This is a genomic window from Cytobacillus sp. (assembly GCF_032154635.1).
In the GTDB taxonomy this organism is placed as follows: domain Bacteria; phylum Bacillota; class Bacilli; order Bacillales; family Cytobacillaceae; genus Cytobacillus.
Genome location: NZ_JALDXW010000056.1, coordinates 1 through 19,456, shown reverse-complemented (window position 1 = coordinate 19,456; position 19,456 = coordinate 1). Strand labels below are relative to the sequence as shown.

Here is a 19,456-nt window from a genome sequence, read left to right as displayed (position 1 = left end):
AGCCCTGCTAAAACAATTCTTTTTATGAAAGAATTGTTTTAAGGTTAATGTAAGGTTTACATTAATATCGTGTAAGGTTGGGTACTTATACTATTTTATAAATATGACAGTTAAAGGAGTACAAAAGTATGAATCCATCCATTAAACAAAAGGAAAGAATCATTTCCTTAGATATTATCCGTGGTTTTGCCTTGTTTGGGATTTTGTTTATTAATGTCGGAGCATTTAAGATGATGACCGAAGGCATGCAGCTGCCAGATGAGAACGGCTTGAATGGAATCATTGCCACGCTAATCGATATTTTTATAGAAAAAAAATTCTTTTCTATTTTTTCCTTTCTATTTGGGGCAGGTTTTTATATTTTTGCCTCACGTGCTGAAAGTCGCGGTGATAAACCACGCTGGCGTTTTACGAGGCGCTTATTAGCACTGCTATTACTTGGTATTATTCACTTTTTCTTTTTTTGGGGTTCCATTTTATGGACATATGCCATTATTGGCTTCTTGCTGATTCCCTTTTATCGTGCAAAGGTGTCAACGATTTGCAAGTGGCTTGGCGGCATCATAACCGTTCATATTGTCAGTCTTTTAATAGGCGCTTTTGCTAAAGATATGGGGATAATCTCAAAGGTTTCTGCCTTTTTGGGGAATGATGCCATTGCTATCTTCATTATGTTTTTAACCGGTTTTCTAGCGGCTAAAGCAAATTGGATTAGAAGAATCAGTGATTTATCAATGCAAATAAAATGGATTCAAATAGTCACACTGCCTATCTTTATTGGATTCTCTTTTTGGATCTGGAATATACCAACTGGAGATTATCAGCGGGTGCAATCCATCATTGCGTTAGGTCTAATCCCAACAACCTATTTTTACCTTTCAACATTCTTTTTAATCCTGGAAAACAAACACATCGCAAAACTACTGCAGCCGGTTGCCCGTGTTGGTCAAATGGCTTTTACGAATTATTGGGCACAAAGCTTCATTGGATTGGCTATCATCTCGCTAATGGGTCTCGAAGTCGTATCGCCGATCAACATTGTTATCATTTCCACCATCATTTTTGCGATCCAAATAGTTTATAGTGTCATTTGGTTTAAGTTCTTTAAGATGGGTCCATTAGAAAAAGTATGGCGATTTATGACGTATGGCAGAGGAATAGCTTCAAACGGGAAATAAAGAGAGCAAATACAATCAAGCTGTCGAATATGTCCATTAAAGGCTGAATCTTACCTAAACAACTGACCCAAGAGTGTTGATAAAACAGCATTCTTGGGTTTTTTTATAATTTTAAGCACAAAAAAGTATTTTTTTGATGATGCCTGGCATTTTTAAGGTTAATGTAAGGTTTAGATTAAAACGATGTAAGGTTGGATCAATATAATCTGAATGGTAGTCATTAAAGGAGGACGTTTCAATGAAAACCATCTTACGTGCAAAAAACGTACAAAAAGTATACGGATCAAAAGGAAATCATTATAAAGCATTGGAAGATATAGATTTAGAAATAAAAGAAGGTGAATTTATCGGCATTATGGGACCTTCTGGTGCTGGTAAATCCACATTACTCAATATATTATCGACCATTGATACGCCAACATCAGGAGAAATTATTATCGCTGATCAAAATATTTTCACGATGAAGGAAGAGCAATTATCAGATTTTCGCCGGAATAACCTCGGCTTTATTTTTCAAGATTATAATCTGCTCGATACATTAACAGTTAAGGAAAATATCTTGCTGCCACTCGCATTATCCAAAGTGCCGGCAAAAGAAATAGAAAACCGTGTCGAGATAATCGCAGATACGTTTGGAATTCAAGGCATACTTGATAAATATCCGTATCATATTTCTGGGGGACAGAAGCAAAGAACAGCTGCTTCAAGGGCGATGGTGACAAAACCGAGCCTTATATTAGCAGACGAGCCTACAGGAGCTTTGGATTCAAAATCGGCTGCTGATTTACTAGAAAGCTTAACAGCGCTTAATGAGCAAAATCACTCAACGATTATGATGGTCACTCATGATGCGTTCGCAGCAAGCTTCTGTAAGCGAATCTTATTTATTAAAGATGGCGGAATCTATGCAGAAATTCAAAAAATGCACAATTCCCGTCAGGAATTTTTTCAAAAAATACTAGATGTCCTTGCTTCACTTGGAGGTGGGCATTAAATGACGTTATTTAGCATCGCCAGAAAAAATATCAAAAAAAACTTTAAGAATTATTTTTTATATATCGGCTCAATGATTTTCAGTATTATCATATACTTTACCTTCGTTTCTTTAAAATATGATCAAACCATACTGGAAACAACAGATTCGTCCACCAAAATTAGCTCGGTCTTTAATGGTGCATCCGTCGTGCTCATGATTTTTGTAGCTGTATTCATTTGGTATTCCAATTCATTTTTTACAAAGAAACGCAAAAAAGAAGTCGGACTCTACTCTTTACTTGGCGTTCGCAAAAAACAGATTGGCCGGATGTTATTTTATGAAAACTTTCTCATGGGCATTATCGCTTTATTGATTGGAATCATTCTTGGATCCATTTTGTCAAAGTTTTTTGTCACTGTATTGATGAAGGTCATGGGGTATGATGCGCTTGGAAACTTTGCTATTTCCCCGCAGGCAATTGTAAATACGATTATCGTATTCACGCTAATGACTGCGATTACTTCGATCCACGGATATCGCTTAATTTACCGCTTTAAGTTAATTGAGCTATTCAAAGCCGAGCAAGAAGGGGAAAAGGAACCAAAAGCTTCTGTTATCACTGCGATGATCTCGGTTCTCTTAGTTGGAGTTGGATACTGGCTTGCACTGCAAAATATGCTGGAATCAGAAGTGTGGAGAAAAATAGGATTTTTGATAACCCCGTTGGTCATCTTAGTCACAGTCATTCTTGGTACGTATTTATTATTTAGTACATTAACGGTTTATTTATTAAAGCTATTACGAAAAAATAAATCTCATTTTTGGAATGGAATTAATTTAATCAGTACGTCCCAGCTTCTCTACCGAATAAAAGGAAATGCACGTACATTAACGATTATTGCTGTTCTTAGCGCCACTACTTTAACTGCAGTAGGAGCGGCTTATAGCTTTTACTATAACAACAGAAGTAATGTGGAACTAGCAAATCCGAATAGCATGATGTTTATTGCAAAAGACAAAAATGTATCTAACCAGATCAAAGAGCGGATATCGCTGGATAAAGATCATAAAATGATCTATCACATGAGCGTCCCGACAATGCTGGTGGATGTCGATATTTCAAATCTGCACAGCAAGATTTATCTAGATGAAATGGAATATAGCATGATCGACAATAAAACCTTTAACCAATTAGCTAAACGGCAAAATAGAGAAGAAACCTTATCGTTAAAAGGCAATGAGGCAGCCGTTCTCGAAGCTGGCTATTCAAAAGATTTCTCACCGAAGTATGTTGGAGCAACGATTTCGCTGAAAGTGAATGACCGCAGCGAGAATATTACCTTTAAAGAATTGAAGAAATATAATGTTCTCAATCTCCAAACAGCGGGTATGACAGTTGTTATTAGTGATGAGTTATTTTCTAAATTTGCAAGCGGAACAGAGCTTGTCAACATGGAAGTTTTTAAACTGAAGAATGAAGAGGATGCAAAAATAGTAACGAAAGAGGTCCAAACTTTGTTGCCGGAGGAAGCAAGGTTCTCAAGCTTTTATGCCGATTATTCCCACGGAATGGAGTCAACAGGTTTACTCATTTTTATTGGCGGCTTTTTAGGATTAGTTTTCCTAGCTGCAACAGGAAGCATTATTTATTTTAAGCAGCTGACAGAGGCAACTATGGATAAAGACCGTTATGGGATCTTATACAAAATTGGTGTAAATAAGAAGGAAGTAAAAAAATCTATTTCAAAACAGATCTTATTTATTTTTTCCTTGCCATTACTAGCCGGTATTGCCCATTCAATTGTGGCCTTAACCGCGTTATCTAAATTAATGCAAACGAATTTAATGACTCCTGTCATCATCTGTATCGGCATTTATACTTGTATTTACATTGCCTATTACTTCTTAACGGTAAGGAACTACTACAAAATAATTATCAAATAGAAAAGAGGAGAAAATAGTGAAAAAAATTATCGGATCGATTGCAGCTATTGCAGTAATTCTAGTAGGCGGATTGGTTATCCTTCAAAATGTAAACTTTAATAGGTTAGGAGCAGAACAATATTATACTCAGATAATTGGTCAAGGAAAGATGCTGGAAGATAAAGATGATCGAGGAGGAAAGTATATAAGCTATGAATATAAACTCCCGGCATATGATAAGGATGGCCGACAAAAGACATTGACATTTACTGCTCATAAGCAGCTTCAGGAACATGCATATTTATCTTTATTTGTAAAAGATAATAAAGGGGTTACCTCCTATCAGGAAGTGAAAAAATCGGAGCTTCCTAAAAAAGTAAGTGAGAGGTTATCGAAGTAATATTCTAAGAATAATGAAGGAATCCTTTTGAAGGGGATTCCTTTTTACTATAATGGAATAGGAAAGCAAGGAGGGAAGTATTTTGTCAACAAACAAGAAGGTTTTAATTATAGATGATGAAGAAGATATTTTACGGTTGATTAAAACGGTGTTAAAAAAAGAAGGAATCGATCATGTGGCTACTGCAGCTACAGCTAAAGATGGATTTCATCAATTTCAAATCTATCATCCAGACATTGTGCTGCTAGATATTATGCTGCCGGATGGGGAAGGCTATGATGTCTGTAAACAAATCAGAAATATCTCCAAGGTGCCTATTTTATTTTTATCGGCAAAAAACGAGGAAATCGATAAGATATTGGGCTTTGCGATCGGCGGCGATGATTACATTACGAAGCCATTTAGTCCTAAAGAGGTCGCTTATCGAGTAAAAGCTCATTTGCGCCGGGCAGAATACATGCAGTCTGAAACGGTGAAGGAGACAAAAATTCAGGCAGGTCCGTTTGAATTAAACGAGGAAATGGCCCAGTTAACAAAGAATGGGCAAGAAATTCAGTTGAAGCCAAAGGAGCTTGGACTAATGAAGGTTTTTCTCCAAAACAAGAACAAGGTAATTAGCAAAGAACAGCTATACGATTCAGTCTGGGGAGAAGACTTCTTCGGCATGGATAATACAGTCATGGTTCATATCCGCCGACTTCGCGAAAGAATCGAAGTCCAGCCTTCTCATCCGCAATATTTGGTTACCGTAAAAGGCTTAGGGTATAAGCTCGTTATAGAGGATGCATAGGAATGAAGTGGAGGCTGACGGGAAGGTATTTATTATCTGTTGTCTTGGTTGTTATTCTGATTATTTTCATCAATTTTATCCTAGGGTTAGCGCTGCTTACGGCACAACTCACTTTTGATGTTCCAATTTTTCAAGACCGGGAAATATCTCCAGAACAATTCACGAGAAATTTTCAACAAGAAATTATCACATTGGATCAAAATGTAGCCATTTCTGAAATAGGACAAAACAAGTTAGCGAAAAAGAATGCCTGGATCCAAATTTTGGATGAAAATGGGAACGAGGTATATAGCTTCAGGGAACCAAAAGAAATCAAAAAGAAATACATCCCTGCAGAAATTATTCAAATGTATAAGTATAAAGAAGTTGATGAAAAGACGGTTGTTTATGTTGGGGAAAAGGCACAAAACGGCCATCGGTACAGTTATTTGATTGGTATTGAAAATCGGAATTTAGATCGGCAATTTATCTCCTACAATAATCAGGATATTATTAGAGTGTTTAAAATAGGCATGGTTATTTTACTAATAGACATCTTAATCGCACTCTTGATTGGTTACCTTTTTAGCAAAAGGCTTACCCAGCCATTACATACGTTAATTAATGGCATCAAAAAATTGGCCAATCATGAATTTAATCACCATACGGAATCAAGTGGCTTATATAAAAATGTATTCTATAATTTAAATCATTTAGCTGATCAATTAAAGCTCAGTGAAAAAGAACGGAAAAAGTTAGATTTGATGAGGGAGGAATGGATTGCCAACATTTCTCACGACATTAAAACCCCGCTGTCCTCGATTCAAGGATATGCAGAAATGATCAAAGATCCGGAATATGATTTTTCTTCGGAAGAAATAAGGGAATATGCAGGAGTTATTGAAGCAAAGTCCGTTTATATCAAAGAAGTCATGGAAGATTTAAATTTATCTACCAGATTAAAAAATAAAGAACTATCGTTAAATAAAAAAGAAGTAAATATTGTCGCTTTGCTTCGTAAGATTGTGATTGATCTATTAAACGACCCTAAATATACCAACCGTGATATTCAATTCCATGTTAACGAGGAGAATATCATGGCAGAAGTGGATGAAATTCTTTTCCGGCGGGCAATTAATAATTTGATTCTTAATGCGATTGTTCATAATAATGAGGATGTAATGGTGGGCATAAGCATTGAAAGGAAAGAACATACACATATTTTGATCAAAGATAATGGGAAGGGAATTAATGGAAAGGAACTTGAAAGGATCTTTGATCGGTATTATCGTGGGACAAATACGGGGGCTGCACATAAAGGATCTGGACTTGGCATGGCTATAGCACATGACATTATAAAAGCCCATGACGGTCAAATCACCATTGATAGTGAAAGTGGCCGTGGAACAGAAATTGAAATACACATATGACGCTCTTCACTACACAAGAGTTGGAATAAAAAACGGGGCTGTCCATTTTTTGAACAGCTCCGTTTTGGGAATCACAACTAACACGTCAGGTGTGAAACGCTCCGTTCCTAACAAATTACCTCATGATCTTTTCCCATGTAATATTAAAAGCTTGTTTCCAAAGAGTGGCCAAACAAATGATGGCAATCACTAGGTATAGGTAGATGCCATAAGAGAACAAAGTGCTTACATAATGTATGCCAGCAAACAATGCAACAAACAGCATTAAACCGAATACAATGGCACCGTTGCTGTTTTGATTGTACTGATCAATAGACTCTGAGAAGGGAATAGACTTTTTGAGAATCATAAAACAAATGACAGCATAAATGCAGGCATTTAAAAATACTATTATCAGATCGGGTAATACTCTCACGCCAAATACGACAATAAACACTGCACTTAAAAGCAAGTAAACGGGTAAATATAATTTAAAGATAAACGCCTTTATCGTTCCGCTAAATATCGGTTTTAGCTGTTTGATAGGAGTGACCCGGTAAATCCATGCACCCTTATATTTTCCTGAAAACTTTAGGAGGATCATGATGGTCGGGATAATGATTAAGCTAAAATAAATAGTTAAATATGATTTGCTAGTAGATAGATCATTAAAATTAGTATTATATCCGTTCATGATAAAAATAAAAGGAATTACGATGGAAAAACCCAAAGATGGATAAACCTTCAATTTAAAATCCCGTTCATTTTTCATCATGGAACTGGCAAATCGAAAATAGGCTCTTTCTTCATTTGAGTGGCAAATTCCTTTAAGGAACAACTGCCGGAGCTTGCTTTGCTTATTTTCTTTTGATTTTCCGTGATATGTGAGCTTTTGAAGGTTTTGTTCAAAAACATGATTATATTTCATATAAATCCATATGGACAGCAGAGGAATCAGGATACCTAATGCTGTAAAGAGAAGGTATAACAACTGAAAGGAACCATTCATGATCATTTCCATATTTGCCCCGAACCACATCGGGAAGATAAATATTTGCCACCATTGCGGTTCAAGAGAAACGGTTAAGTCAATAAACTGAAAAGAGCGAATAAGCAATTGATACCCAACCATAATCATAAGTGACAATCCAATTTGAACATAATTAATAATATCTTTTAATTTTTCCCCATCAAAAAATCGTAAAATAAATAAGTAGATAAGGGCAGTTACCCCAATGATCAATAGGTCAATCAGGACGATATTTAAGATTGAAACCAGGAAAAACAATACTCCATTTTTGACAAGCCCTACAATTAAAGGGATACTGACAAGCGCTATCGTAAGGAATGATAGATAAATGGCAACATGCACCATTTTGGATGTACTAACCGTTTTTCGATCAACTGGCTTTGGAAACAGGATGTTTCGATCACGTATGTCTAGTAAAACAGAAGAAAAATCGGCAATCATTGACGTCATGACAAAAAAGGTGAATATCCCAAAGAAGAGACTCATTTGAAAAAGATAATTTTCACCCATAAGGACAAATGGAATCAAAAACAGACCAAAAACCACGTAAATCCATAAGGATTTTATATACTGATTGTTCGTTTCTTGGTCTTTATTTTTCACATTTTGTGAGAAAATGGTTGGCACACGCCTGCCATCCATCGTTAACTTAACTTGTAAAATTTTTCTCATAATCTTGTAATCTACGCCAAAGCGGCTAAAAACGTACTCAAAACGATCCAATAGTTTCAGTGTGCGAAAGTCTTGCATTTTTACATCTCCTTTACAACCGATACAAATCTTTCACCAAGTTCTCTATGTTCATTAAATCCTGTAAGCTGGTTAAAAATTTGTTCAAGTGATCCCTTGGTATTTTGCTGTTTTAATTCTTCAAATGTACCATCTGCAGCAATTTTACCGTCATGCAGGAGAATGATCCGGCTGCTAATTTTTTCGACAACATCCATAATATGAGAAGAGTAGAAAATCGTTTTTCCTTGTGCAGCAAGTTGTGTCATGATTTCTTTAAATATCATCACGCTATTTGCATCCAGCCCATTGATCGGTTCATCAAAAAATAACAGCTCAGGATTATGCAATAAGCTTGAGATAATTAAAAGCTTTTGTCGCATACCTTTTGAGTAAGATGCAATTCGAGAATGATAAACTTCACCAATTCCGAATAGTTCCATGAGGCTTTTTGCCTTATAATTAGCAAGATCAAGATCGAGTCCATACAATTCGCCAATAAAGGTTAAATATTCTTGGCCGGTTAAATTGTCGTAAACTTCGGCGATTTCCGGTACATAACCAATCTTCCTTTTATACTCGATATTTCCATCAGAAATATCATGACCAAAGATATTGATTTTTCCGGAATAATTATCTTCAATTCCAAGGATGATTTTTACAGTAGTACTTTTTCCAGCTCCATTCGGACCAATATATCCAATGATTTCTCCTTTTTTTACTTGAAGAGAAACACCATTTAAGACGGACTTTGAACCATAATTCTTTTTCAAATCAGCAATTTCTAAAATAACTTCTTCCATCATCTTAATTCTCATCCCCTATGACTGGATTATATATCCATTTAATCTATTACTAGTTTAACACTAACTCCTTCTGTAGCTAAAGGAAGAATAGTAAAAGGGCTCAAATCCTTTTCTGTTTTACATCTTACAGCATATCAGATTGAAGAAGACAAAAAATCTTCACTCCAGCAACTATAAGCTTCTTGTAGATTTATAAGGTATATTAATATAGACAACATATGAAATAACTGGTAATAGATAAAAAAGCTGTTTAAGTGAAGGGAGTGTTGGAATATAAATCACAAAAATGATTTGAAGCCCATTTTTGTAAACTGGAATGGAAATAATGTTAAGCTAACTTGGCATTCCCGTATGAAAATAACGAAATCTACAAAAGTAACAAGTGTTCATGCTGTATACTTTAAAGACGGGAATATTTTATTAGTTCTTATTAAAAATAGAGGTTTTAATTATCCGGGTGGACATATATACGCTGGGGAAAAATTAGAGGAAGCATTGTGCCGGGAAGTATATGAGGAGGGATATGTAAAGGGGCATATTCAATACATAGGTGCAATAGAAGTAAGTCACAAAGAAAATCCTTTATTTGATCCAAATGGCAAATATCCTTTAATAGCTTATCAAGTTTTTTATCGAATGGATGTCACAGAATGCTTACCTTTTCTTCGTGAAAATGAATCGATTGCCAGAATTTGGGTTGAACCAGCTGAAGTTTCATTTGTAATGAATGATCATGAACTTTCAAAAATTATCTTACAGGAAGCCCTTACATTAAGTTCTTATTAAATAATTTGAGATTGGTATTTACTAATATTACATAGAAGGAAATAAAATTGGACAATTAGTCATAAATCAGACCCCTGTTTATCACAGGGGTTCCCAATTCAAATTTTTTCACTTGTATTTTATATCTAACGCAATGCGGTTTTGTCAGTGAAAGCAGGGATAATATGTTCTTTTATCATCGTCCACCGATCACGAGCATTAATCATGAATTCTGATGCAATGGCTACTACGAGATCTTTCTCTGGTATGCAGCAAATCACATTCCCTCCATCGCCTAGTGCAGAGTAGGCAAAAAATTCATTTTCTTTGTGTAACCACCATAAATACCCGTAATGATTGGAGTTCATCGCGGTTGATTCGAGGATCCATTTCTTGGAGATGATCTGTTTATTATCCCAAATGCCATGATTCAAATATAGGAAACCAAAGCGTGCCATATCACGTGGATGTAGCGTCAGGCCCCATCCTCCAGTAGAAATACCCTTTGGATCTTTAACCCATCCTTTAACCTTTTTGCCGAATAAATCATCAAATCCAAACGCTTCCATTTTATTATCAGGGATTTCTCTCATGCCGAGTGGTTTAAATAAATGTATGTTGGCAAATTCACGTGCACTTTTTCCGGTGCTTCGAGTGATGATGGCAGAAAGCAGATGTGCCCCCGCAGTAGAATACTTGAAGCTTCCAATATTCCCTTTCTCTCCTAGTAAATCCAGTGTAAAATTCACCCAGTCAGACTGCATACACATCTTATCTAGTGGTTCATTCCAGTCCTCGAATGAGTAAGGAGCTGTCATCATGAGCAGCTGTCGGATGGTGATTTCTCGTTTATTGTTATCGGCATATTTCGAGAAATATTCTGGGAAGAAATCCAGCACCCTCTGATCTACATTCATAATAGATCCAGTATCTATGGCAATCCCAATAAGGGCAGAGAGAGGATGCTTTTCGTTACAGATGCCACATGATGCACATCATATGGACCATATCCGTTAAAATAGCGTTCATATGTGATCAAGCCGTTTTTCACAACAACTATTCCGTTCATATTGCTGTACTCAGCATTGATGATAGTTTCTAGTTTTGCTAGCTTTTCAGTGTCCATTCCAAAGGCTTCTGGATCAGCAGTCCGCCAATCCTTCGTTGGCCAGTAGTTTCTTTGCATTAAAATGCCTCCCTATAAGATGTTTTGGTTGTTTAGAAAGTGTTAAGCCAGGTGCTTTTTCTTAACAGGAAAATAAACCTCTGTAATAAAATCTTCAGGATCATTCGTCTGATAGGGGTCGGTTACATATACCTCATACGGTGATTTCACTAATTCATATCCTTCATTTTCTGCCCATTCCCTCAGCTTTGCATATACCGATGTCAATTCTGAATAGGAACCTTTTAAAACAGATTTTGCACATAGGCATCCGGGAAAGTCTCTCGTTCCTTTTATTGCTTCCATTATGGGGATCGCAAATTCTGTATCATTGCTGGCAGGATTGTATTCCTGGCTATGATAAATCGTCATGGGGGTGCCAAGTAAGGTTAGCTGTTCTGAAGCTATTTTTTCATATAATCTGTTAAAATATTTGCCATATCCTTCCTCATAGTCGCCGCTATTCAGCATCTGACGTATATAGAGAAGATTCATTGGCTGTGTTTCAACAAGCTGTACCTCTAAATAGTCAATATGTGACATTATAGAAATACCCTTCTCTAAATTTAAAATATCGATATTCATTTGGTTTAGGGTATTTTCAAATGCCTTTAGCTTATTTTGTATTTCTCTTTTTTTGCGATTAAGAGCAGAATAAAGCCTCTCTTCTGATTGATCCCTTTCTATTTCTAAAATGCCTTTGATTTCTTCGAGTGAAAAATGATAAGATTTCAGGCGATTAATAAATAGCATTTTTTTTAGCTGGCGGATGGAATAATACCTATAACCGTTTTCAGGATTAATCTCATCGGGAGTAATTAAACCAATTTCATCATAATATCGAAGTGTTTTTGTAGATACTTTGCATATCTTTGAGAATTCACCAATCGTTAGCAAGATGTCACCTCCATTTTTCCTAATTTTTCTTGCGGCATTCAAATAAAAATTCTTTGTTCTATTCCTTTATACACTTTCCCCTAAGGGCAAAGTCAACAGGGACGACGCCTCAATAATTCATACTGCCTTTTTCGTCCGCACAGTTAATGATTCCGTAAATAATGGGCAAAGCTATGAATACTAACTTCTTTATGTATGTGAAAAGTCTATCATGGAGGTTTATATGAAAGCGACAGATGTTCTTGTTCAATGTTTAGAAAATGAAGGTGTGGAATATGTATTTGGAATGATGGGAAAAGAAACATTGGATCTAGTCGATTCCCTTTCCAGATCCAAGCAAATTCAATTTGTGAATACGAGGCATGAGCAAGGAGCTGCATTTATGGCTGAAGTTTATGGAAGGCTGTCTCGTAAGGCGGGTGTTTGCTTGGCAACTTTGGGGCCAGGGGCAACAAATTTATTAACGGGGATTGCTAGTGCCACTCTTGATTTCTCGCCGGTCGTGGCGTTTATCGGACAGGCAGGCTTTGAGAGACAGCATAGGGAATCCCATCAATATTTAGATTTAGTAAAAATATTTGCGCCAGCAACGAAGTGGAGCATTCAAATTAAAGATTCCTTGACGCTCACTGAGGTAGTACATAATGCCTTCCGGAAAGCAAAAATGGAAAAGCCAGGCGCTGTTATCGTAGAATTACCGGAAAATCTAGCAGCACAAGAGATTAATGAAGATGCTATAACGATTAAACCGGTCCCGACACCCATGTCCGCAAAAGACGAAATTATCGCTGCAATTGCCCATATTAATAATAGTCAAAAACCATTTATCATCATTGGGAACGGGGTTATTAGAGCGGAGGCAGTGACAGAGGTGCAGGCATTCATTGATTACCTGCAAGCACCAGTAACCTACAGCATGAAGGCAAAAGGAATTCTTCCGAAAGATCATCCTTCCAATTATTTTACGTTTGGCTTTAGCCAGCAGGATGAGGTGTTGCAAGGAATAGAGAAGGCTGATCTGCTTATTGTTATTGGCTATGATTTTGTGGAGCGCCTTCCTAAGGAATGGAATAAAAAGAAGGTTCCGGTTATTCATATAAATGCTATTTCGGCTGAAGCGGATGAATATTATCCCCTTCAAAGCGAACTTGTTGGAGATGTAAAGCGGGTTATGCAAGCGATGATTGAACTTGAAATTATGCCTAAGCCATGGGAGCCATCTGGAAATTTAAGAGAGCAAATAAAACAGGTCTATCAATTGAATGAGAGATCCTATTCATCATTATCGATCACGTCTATCCTTAAAGCGATTGAAAGACATACGAATGAAAATACGATTGTTCTATCAGATGTAGGTTCTCATAAAATTTCTATAGCCCGTACTTATCAGCCCAAAAAGCCAAATAAGGTCATTATATCAAATGGATTAGCCTCAATGGGGATAGCCATTCCTGGTGCAATTGGCGCGAAATTGGCATGTCCGGCTGATCCAGTTATTTGCATTACTGGTGATGGAGGAGCACTGATAAACCTTGCAGAAATCGAAACAGCTGTAAGGCTAGGGTTATCCTTTGTGATGATTGTTCTTAATGATTCAAAGCTTAAATTAGAAGAACAAATGATGCTGCAAAAATTGGGAAATGACTATGGTACAGCTTTTGGAAACCCTGATTTTGTAAAGCTTGCAGAAAGTTTTGGCATAAGAGGAGAGCGGCCAACCTCAATGATTGAATTTGAAGATATGCTAGATAAAGCATTGGCCCAAAATGAATGTACTTTGATTGAGATTAAATTAGAGGGGTAACTCCATTTGTTGGTTCTTCTAATTTTCCATCAACTAAATAGGAACAACTTTTGTAAAACTTTTTAAAACTCACTATTTATTGGATAGGTGAGGTTGAATGAAAAATCAATAAAAGAAATGGGAGAAGGGGATCGTTTCCGAAGAATTAAAAAAACAGTTGCTTCAAACACAAACCATGCAATTGCTGATAGAACACGAAGCAAAGAACAGTGGAGATATCAGCAATGGCTTGGTTCTTTAACAATCGGGGCTAACCCTAGCAGCCAATACGTTCTTCCTAAATGTTAGGTGTTTACGCTTAAAATACATTACAATCTATTAAATGAAGCAATTGAGATGTACAATTAGCTCTCTTTTAAACTAGCAAACCCCCGTGCAAACTATAACGGGGGCAAAAAATTAATGTATATCTCGATATACGCCAATTACCTTACCTAAAATAGACACATTACGGAGAATAATCGGTTCCATCGTTGAATTTTCTGGCTGTAGTCTAATCCAATCCTTCTCTTTAAAAAATCTCTTAACAGTCGCTTCGTCGTCCTCTGTCATTGCAACGATGATATCCCCGTTATTAGCGGTGTTTTGCTGTCTGACAACTACGTAATCTCCATCTAAAATTCCAGCTTCAATCATGCTCTCTCCCATGATTTCAAGCATAAAAACTTGCTCATCTGCAGGTGCAAGCCTTTCTGGCAACGGAAAATATTCCTCCACATTTTCTACTGCTGTTATTGGCATACCAGCGGTTACTTTTCCGACTATCGGTACATTCACAACTTTATAGTTGATTGCTTCGGCCGTTTCATTTAAATCAAGTATCTCAATTGCACGCGGTTTCGTAGGGTCTCTGCGGATTAGCCCTTTTGTTTCTAATCTTGCTAAATGCCCATGAACTGTTGAACTAGAAGCAAGTCCAACTGCTTCGCCAATTTCACGTACAGATGGCGGGTATCCTTTAAGCTTTACCTCTTCCTTAATAAAATTCAATATATCTTGTTGCCGCTTCGATAATTTCACCATCATAATACCTCACTTATGATTTCTTTTCCCAATTATAGCATCTATTAGTAAAAAGTACAAACATAAGTTCGAACAATTGTTGACACGAAACAAATGTTCGGTATATAATTTATTCATAAAACGAACATATATTCTTATCGAGGTGTAATTATCATGAAAAAATTGTGGAATCAATATTCTTACGCTATTATTCTAGTCGTTTTAAGCTTGCTGACTTCATTTATTTTTATGGTTCACAATGGAGTGTCAGGAGAAGATGGTCTATTGAAAATTACTGTAAATGAAGGAGATTCGCTTTGGCAGCTGGCAGAAGAATTTTCAGATGAACACATGCTTTCATCAAAGGAATTTGTTCAATGGGTTGAAAGAAATAATGGAATAACAGGGGATAGAATTTATCCTGGTGATGAACTAATTCTTCCAATTGCATTAGAAAAAGGAAATGGAACAGAAGTAGCAAGTTCGCAAAGTAAATAGATTTAGGAGAAAGGGAATTATATGAATGCAGTCATCTATTGCAGGGTCAGCACCACGAAAGAAACGCAGGAAACGTCGCTCAGAAGACAAGAAGAGGAGCTTACAAAACTTGCAAATGAAAAAGGATTCAAAATAGTTAAGGTTATTAGAGAACAGGCTAGCGGCTATGACTTGGATCGGGAAGGAATCCTCGAACTTCTATCTATAATAAAAGGTGATCAGGCCGATGTAATCTTAATACAGGATGAAACAAGGCTGGGAAGAGGCAATGCCAAGATTGCTATTCTACATTGCATATTAAAAGAAGGAATTAAATTATTCAGCATTTCTCATAGCGGGGAATTGCAGCTTTCCGAATCTGACTCTATGGTTTTAAATATTGTCGGAATGGTTGAGGAATATCAAAGAAAACTGCACAATATTAAGATTAAACGAGGGATGAAAAGAGCAGTTAAAAATGGTTTTAGGCCTGAAAAGAACTTATCAAATATGGGTGCGCATGCTGGAAGGGAGCGAATAGAAGTTCCGATTGAAGAAATAGTTAGGCTTCGAAGGAATGATTTAACTTTTTCGGAAATTGCCGCTACACTGAGAGGCTTTGGCTATGATATCTCAAAAGCAACTGTACACAGAAGGTATAAGGAATATATAGATTCTGCATCTTCTGAGTGAACTTCTTGTCAAAAGGAGGCATTTTTAGTATTATGGCAGTTGAGTTTAATGATAAATATAAAGGAGCCTAACTATGCTGCCTAAAGAAAAGCTTGATCGTATTAATGTGCTAGCAAAGAAATCAAAAGAAGCAGGTTTAACTGAACAAGAAGCAAAGGAGCAATCTTCCCTTCGGAGGGAGTATTTAGAGACGTTTCGTTCTTCTATGTTTAATACATTAAAAGGTGTAACAATTGTTGATCCAAATGGGAACGATGTCACACCTAAAAAGCTTAAAGAAGTTCAAAATAAGAATCTTCATTAATTCAAGGAATACATTTGATTTGTATTCCTTCTTTACATATGGTCAAACAAATGTGACAAAATATAATAAATCAGCTTTTTTACTAGGTTTAGATACAATTTATTGAATATAGACGAAGCTGTCTATATTATTATAAGAGTAATGACTACTCGTAGAGAGGATGTATTAAATGTTTGATCAAAATGATGCTTTATCTATAAGCTCGATTCGTACTTTATCTATTGATGCGATTGAAAAGGCTAATTCTGGACATCCAGGAATGCCAATGGGAGCCGCGCCAATGGCATATACTTTATGGACTCGGTATATGAACCATAATCCCAAAAATCCTAATTGGTTTAATCGGGACCGGTTTGTGCTATCAGCAGGACATGGATCTATGCTTTTATATAGCCTTCTTCACCTTTCTGGTTATGATGTATCAATGGAGGATATTAAAGGGTTTAGACAATGGGGAAGCAAGACCCCAGGTCATCCTGAATTTGGTCATACACCTGGTGTAGATGCAACTACGGGTCCTCTAGGTCAAGGAATCGCCATGTCTGTCGGTATGGCAATGGCGGAAAGACATTTGGCAGCGGTTTATAACAAAGACCAAATGAATATTGTCGATCACTATACATACAGTATTTGCGGAGATGGAGACTTAATGGAAGGTGTTTCCGCTGAAGCTGCTTCACTAGCAGGACATTTAAAGCTTGGACGATTAGTTGTCCTTTATGATTCAAATGATATTTCACTTGATGGGGACTTAGATAAATCTTTCTCGGAAAGTGTTGCTCAGCGTTTCACTTCATATGGCTGGCAGTATTTAAAAGTAGAAGATGGAAATGATCTTTCAGAAATTGCAAAGGCAATCGAAGAAGCAAAACAGGATGAAACCCGTCCAACACTAATCGAAGTAAAGACAATAATTGGCTACGGATCCCCGAATAAATCTGGTAAATCAGATGTTCACGGTGCTCCACTTGGTGCTGAAGAATTGAAACTAACGAAAGAAGCCTATAAATGGACTTTTGAGGAAGATTTCCATATTCCTGAGGAAGTTTATGCGCATTTTAGAAAGCAAGTGCTAGAACAAGGTGAAAAGAAAGAGCAAGAATGGAATGCCATGTTTGCACAATATAAAAAACAGTACCCTGAATTAGGTGCGCAGCTTGAACAAGCAATTAAGGGTGAACTTCCAGAGGGATGGGATAAAGATATTCCTGTGTATGAAGAAGGAAAAAGCCTTGCTAGCCGTGCTTCATCAGGAGATGCATTGAATGGCATTGCCAAAAACTTGCCTTCCTTTATTGGGGGTTCGGCTGATCTTGCAGGATCAAACAAAACGATGATTAAAGGCGAAAAAGACTTTACACCTGAATCATTTGACGGAAGAAATATTTGGTTTGGCGTACGGGAATTTGCGATGGGTGCTGCATTAAATGGAATGGCATTACATGGTGGACTAAATGTATTTGGAGGAACGTTCTTCGTATTCTCAGATTATCTCCGCCCGGCAATTCGTCTTGCGGCATTAATGAAGCTTCCTGTTACTTATGTATTTACTCACGATAGTATTGCAGTTGGTGAAGACGGCCCTACACATGAGCCAATCGAACAATTAGCCGCATTACGGGCAATGCCAAACTTATCTGTTATTCGTCCTGCAGATGGGAATGAAACAGCGGCAGCATGGAAGTTAGCAGTAGAATCAACAGATAAACCAACAGCATTAGTGCTATCACGTCAAGACCTGCCAACATTAAAAGGAACAAACAACAAAGCTTATCATGGCGTTTCGAAAGGTGGATATATTGTTTCACCTGCTGGCAAAGAGAAAGCTGATGTATTATTAATCGCAGCCGGTTCAGAAGTGAATTTTGCTATTGAAGCACAAAAAGCTTTAGAGCTTGAGGATATATATGCTTCTGTAATTAGTTTACCTGCGTGGGATCGCTTCGAAGCTCAGTCGAAAGAGTATAAAGAAAGTGTTATCCCGAAAGATGTGAAGAAGAGATTAGCAATTGAAATGGGTTCTTCGCTTGGATGGCATCGATATGCTGGGGATGAAGGTGAAGTTCTTGCCATCGATCAATTTGGCGCATCCGCTCCTGGCGAAAAAGTAATGGAGGAGTATGGCTTCTCTGTTAGCAACGTTGTTTCACGAGTAAAAACTTTATTACAAAATTAATAGCTGGAAAAGAAGAGCGATTCATGCTCTTCTTTTTTTATCGTAACAAAAATGCTTCACTTATGAGATAGTCATGCTTTTCTATTGTCTATGGAGGGTATTGTGAATAACTGATTTTCGACAAAACAAGAGGAAATTTTCGCCGCCAAAAGACAGGATGTTTTGTGAATATTCATTATAATAAGAAGAAAGGGGGTTGTCCCGGAAGGAGAGGTTTGGATGAGAGCCTATCAATTGTATTTAATTGAAGAGGAATTTGCTTCCCATTACTTTGGCAGGGAAAAGATGTTTTTTCAGTTATTTCAGGAGTACGAGGAATCATCCGGTGCATTGAAATCGATCTTAGCAAAGCAGATTCAATATATTACAAAACCGATACCGGGACTAAAACTCCATCAATACGTCAATCAACAATTGTATAGGAAGAATGATTTTCTTGTAAAAAAAGGTGCATACTATATAAAAATGGGAAAAAGAAGCAATGCAAAGCTGGAAGTCAATGATCAATCTTTAGTATTAGAAGCAAGCGGGAACTATGATGCTGAAACAATTTTTTTTGAAGTGTTAAGAAAAAGTGAGTCTTCATTTCTCGCTATTGATCTTGAACACCACCGTTATGGTTGGCTAAAACCAATCAAAGAAAGAAAATTCGTCTAAAAATAGAAGAAAATATGAAGCAAATATTGTATAATAACCTTTGGTTTAGTACACTGTATGGTAGACAACACGAAGGAGGAAATTTTTATATGTGGTATTATATTCTAGTCGGTGTTCTAGCTCTTCTTGCTGGAATAGCACTAGGATTTTTCATTGCTCGAAAGTATATGATGAGCTATTTAAAGAAAAATCCGCCAATCAATGAACAAATGCTAAAAATGATGATGATGCAAATGGGCCAAAAGCCTTCACAAAAGAAAATCAATCAAATGATGAACGCCATGAACAAGCAAACA

At 36.8% G+C, this 19,456-nt stretch carries 19 protein-coding genes and 1 pseudogene; 15 read left to right on the top strand and 5 right to left on the bottom strand.

The window, feature by feature from the left end; translation table 11 throughout:
- The first annotated feature begins 128 nt into the window (after window positions 1-128).
- The 6 genes from RUH74_RS22400 to RUH74_RS22375 all read left to right on the top strand — a co-directional run bounded on the left by RUH74_RS22400 (window position 129) and on the right by RUH74_RS22375 (window position 6,676).
- Window positions 129-1,178: a DUF418 domain-containing protein gene (locus RUH74_RS22400; RefSeq protein ID WP_313804509.1), complete on the top strand. Its 1,050-nt coding sequence runs from the start codon at window positions 129-131 to the stop codon at window positions 1,176-1,178.
- A 238-nt stretch (window positions 1,179-1,416) separates the two neighbouring features.
- A complete protein-coding gene (locus tag RUH74_RS22395; RefSeq protein WP_313804507.1) occupies window positions 1,417-2,172 on the top strand; it encodes an ABC transporter ATP-binding protein in 756 nt (251 codons plus the stop codon).
- Entirely contained in the window at window positions 2,173-4,098 is a 1,926-nt protein-coding gene (locus RUH74_RS22390; RefSeq protein WP_313804504.1) for an FtsX-like permease family protein, read from the top strand.
- Between the two features lie 16 nt (window positions 4,099-4,114).
- A complete protein-coding gene (locus RUH74_RS22385; protein ID WP_313804501.1) occupies window positions 4,115-4,477 on the top strand; it encodes a YxeA family protein in 363 nt (120 codons plus the stop codon).
- Window positions 4,478-4,559: 82 nt separating this feature from the next.
- Window positions 4,560-5,267 carry a response regulator transcription factor gene (locus RUH74_RS22380; protein ID WP_313804498.1) on the top strand — a complete coding sequence of 236 codons (708 nt, stop codon included), beginning with the start codon at window positions 4,560-4,562 and terminating at the stop codon, window positions 5,265-5,267.
- 2 nt (window positions 5,268-5,269) lie between these two features.
- Complete coding sequence (locus RUH74_RS22375; RefSeq protein WP_313804495.1) at window positions 5,270-6,676, top strand: sensor histidine kinase; 1,407 nt, start codon at window positions 5,270-5,272, stop codon at window positions 6,674-6,676.
- A 115-nt stretch (window positions 6,677-6,791) separates the two neighbouring features.
- Here the strand turns inward: RUH74_RS22375 and RUH74_RS22370 are convergent, their stop codons facing one another.
- Together RUH74_RS22370 and RUH74_RS22365 are read right to left on the bottom strand one after the other, a co-directional pair.
- Window positions 6,792-8,435: a hypothetical protein gene (locus tag RUH74_RS22370; RefSeq protein ID WP_313804492.1), complete on the bottom strand. Its 1,644-nt coding sequence runs from the start codon at window positions 8,433-8,435 to the stop codon at window positions 6,792-6,794.
- 2 nt (window positions 8,436-8,437) lie between these two features.
- Entirely contained in the window at window positions 8,438-9,217 is a 780-nt protein-coding gene (locus RUH74_RS22365; RefSeq protein ID WP_313804515.1) for an ABC transporter ATP-binding protein, read from the bottom strand.
- Between the two features lie 354 nt (window positions 9,218-9,571).
- Between RUH74_RS22365 and RUH74_RS22360 the strand changes: the two genes are divergently transcribed.
- The gene (locus RUH74_RS22360; protein ID WP_313804489.1) at window positions 9,572-10,006 is read left to right on the top strand and encodes an NUDIX domain-containing protein; all 435 of its coding nucleotides are present in this window, start codon (window positions 9,572-9,574) and stop codon (window positions 10,004-10,006) included.
- Between the two features lie 125 nt (window positions 10,007-10,131).
- On the opposite strand, the pseudogene RUH74_RS22355 reads toward RUH74_RS22360, so the two are convergent.
- Together RUH74_RS22355 and RUH74_RS22350 are read right to left on the bottom strand one after the other, a co-directional pair.
- Window positions 10,132-11,171, bottom strand: a pseudogene (locus RUH74_RS22355) (serine hydrolase domain-containing protein).
- Between the two features lie 42 nt (window positions 11,172-11,213).
- The gene (locus RUH74_RS22350; protein ID WP_313804486.1) at window positions 11,214-12,047 is read right to left on the bottom strand and encodes a MerR family transcriptional regulator; all 834 of its coding nucleotides are present in this window, start codon (window positions 12,045-12,047) and stop codon (window positions 11,214-11,216) included.
- 223 nt (window positions 12,048-12,270) lie between these two features.
- Here RUH74_RS22350 and RUH74_RS22345 point away from each other — a divergent pair, with 223 nt between their 5' ends.
- Window positions 12,271-13,851, top strand: coding sequence for an acetolactate synthase large subunit (locus RUH74_RS22345; protein WP_313804483.1), 1,581 nt, complete (start codon window positions 12,271-12,273; stop codon window positions 13,849-13,851).
- 93 nt (window positions 13,852-13,944) lie between these two features.
- The gene (locus tag RUH74_RS22340; RefSeq protein ID WP_313804480.1) at window positions 13,945-14,139 is read left to right on the top strand and encodes a hypothetical protein; all 195 of its coding nucleotides are present in this window, start codon (window positions 13,945-13,947) and stop codon (window positions 14,137-14,139) included.
- Window positions 14,140-14,250: 111 nt separating this feature from the next.
- Here RUH74_RS22340 and lexA read toward each other — a convergent pair whose 3' ends face one another.
- The gene (gene lexA / locus RUH74_RS22335) at window positions 14,251-14,874 is read right to left on the bottom strand and encodes a transcriptional repressor LexA (protein ID WP_313804512.1); all 624 of its coding nucleotides are present in this window, start codon (window positions 14,872-14,874) and stop codon (window positions 14,251-14,253) included.
- A gap of 153 nt (window positions 14,875-15,027) precedes the next feature.
- On the opposite strand from lexA, the gene yneA reads away from it, so the two are divergent.
- The 6 genes from yneA to RUH74_RS22305 form a co-directional block, all read left to right on the top strand.
- On the top strand, window positions 15,028-15,351 hold the full coding sequence (gene yneA, locus RUH74_RS22330) for a cell division suppressor protein YneA (protein ID WP_313804477.1): 324 nt from the start codon (window positions 15,028-15,030) through the stop codon (window positions 15,349-15,351).
- 21 nt (window positions 15,352-15,372) lie between these two features.
- Window positions 15,373-16,023: a YneB family resolvase-like protein gene (locus RUH74_RS22325; RefSeq protein ID WP_313804474.1), complete on the top strand. Its 651-nt coding sequence runs from the start codon at window positions 15,373-15,375 to the stop codon at window positions 16,021-16,023.
- A gap of 73 nt (window positions 16,024-16,096) precedes the next feature.
- A complete protein-coding gene (locus RUH74_RS22320; protein WP_313804471.1) occupies window positions 16,097-16,327 on the top strand; it encodes a DUF896 domain-containing protein in 231 nt (76 codons plus the stop codon).
- Between the two features lie 169 nt (window positions 16,328-16,496).
- Window positions 16,497-18,503: a transketolase gene (gene tkt, locus RUH74_RS22315; RefSeq protein ID WP_313804468.1), complete on the top strand. Its 2,007-nt coding sequence runs from the start codon at window positions 16,497-16,499 to the stop codon at window positions 18,501-18,503.
- Window positions 18,504-18,722: 219 nt separating this feature from the next.
- Window positions 18,723-19,160 (top strand): sporulation inhibitor of replication protein SirA, encoded by a 438-nt coding sequence (gene sirA / locus RUH74_RS22310; protein ID WP_313804465.1) that lies wholly within the window; start codon window positions 18,723-18,725, stop codon window positions 19,158-19,160.
- 89 nt (window positions 19,161-19,249) lie between these two features.
- The coding region (locus RUH74_RS22305; RefSeq protein ID WP_313804462.1) for a YneF family protein at window positions 19,250-19,456 on the top strand (207 nt) is incomplete at its 3' end.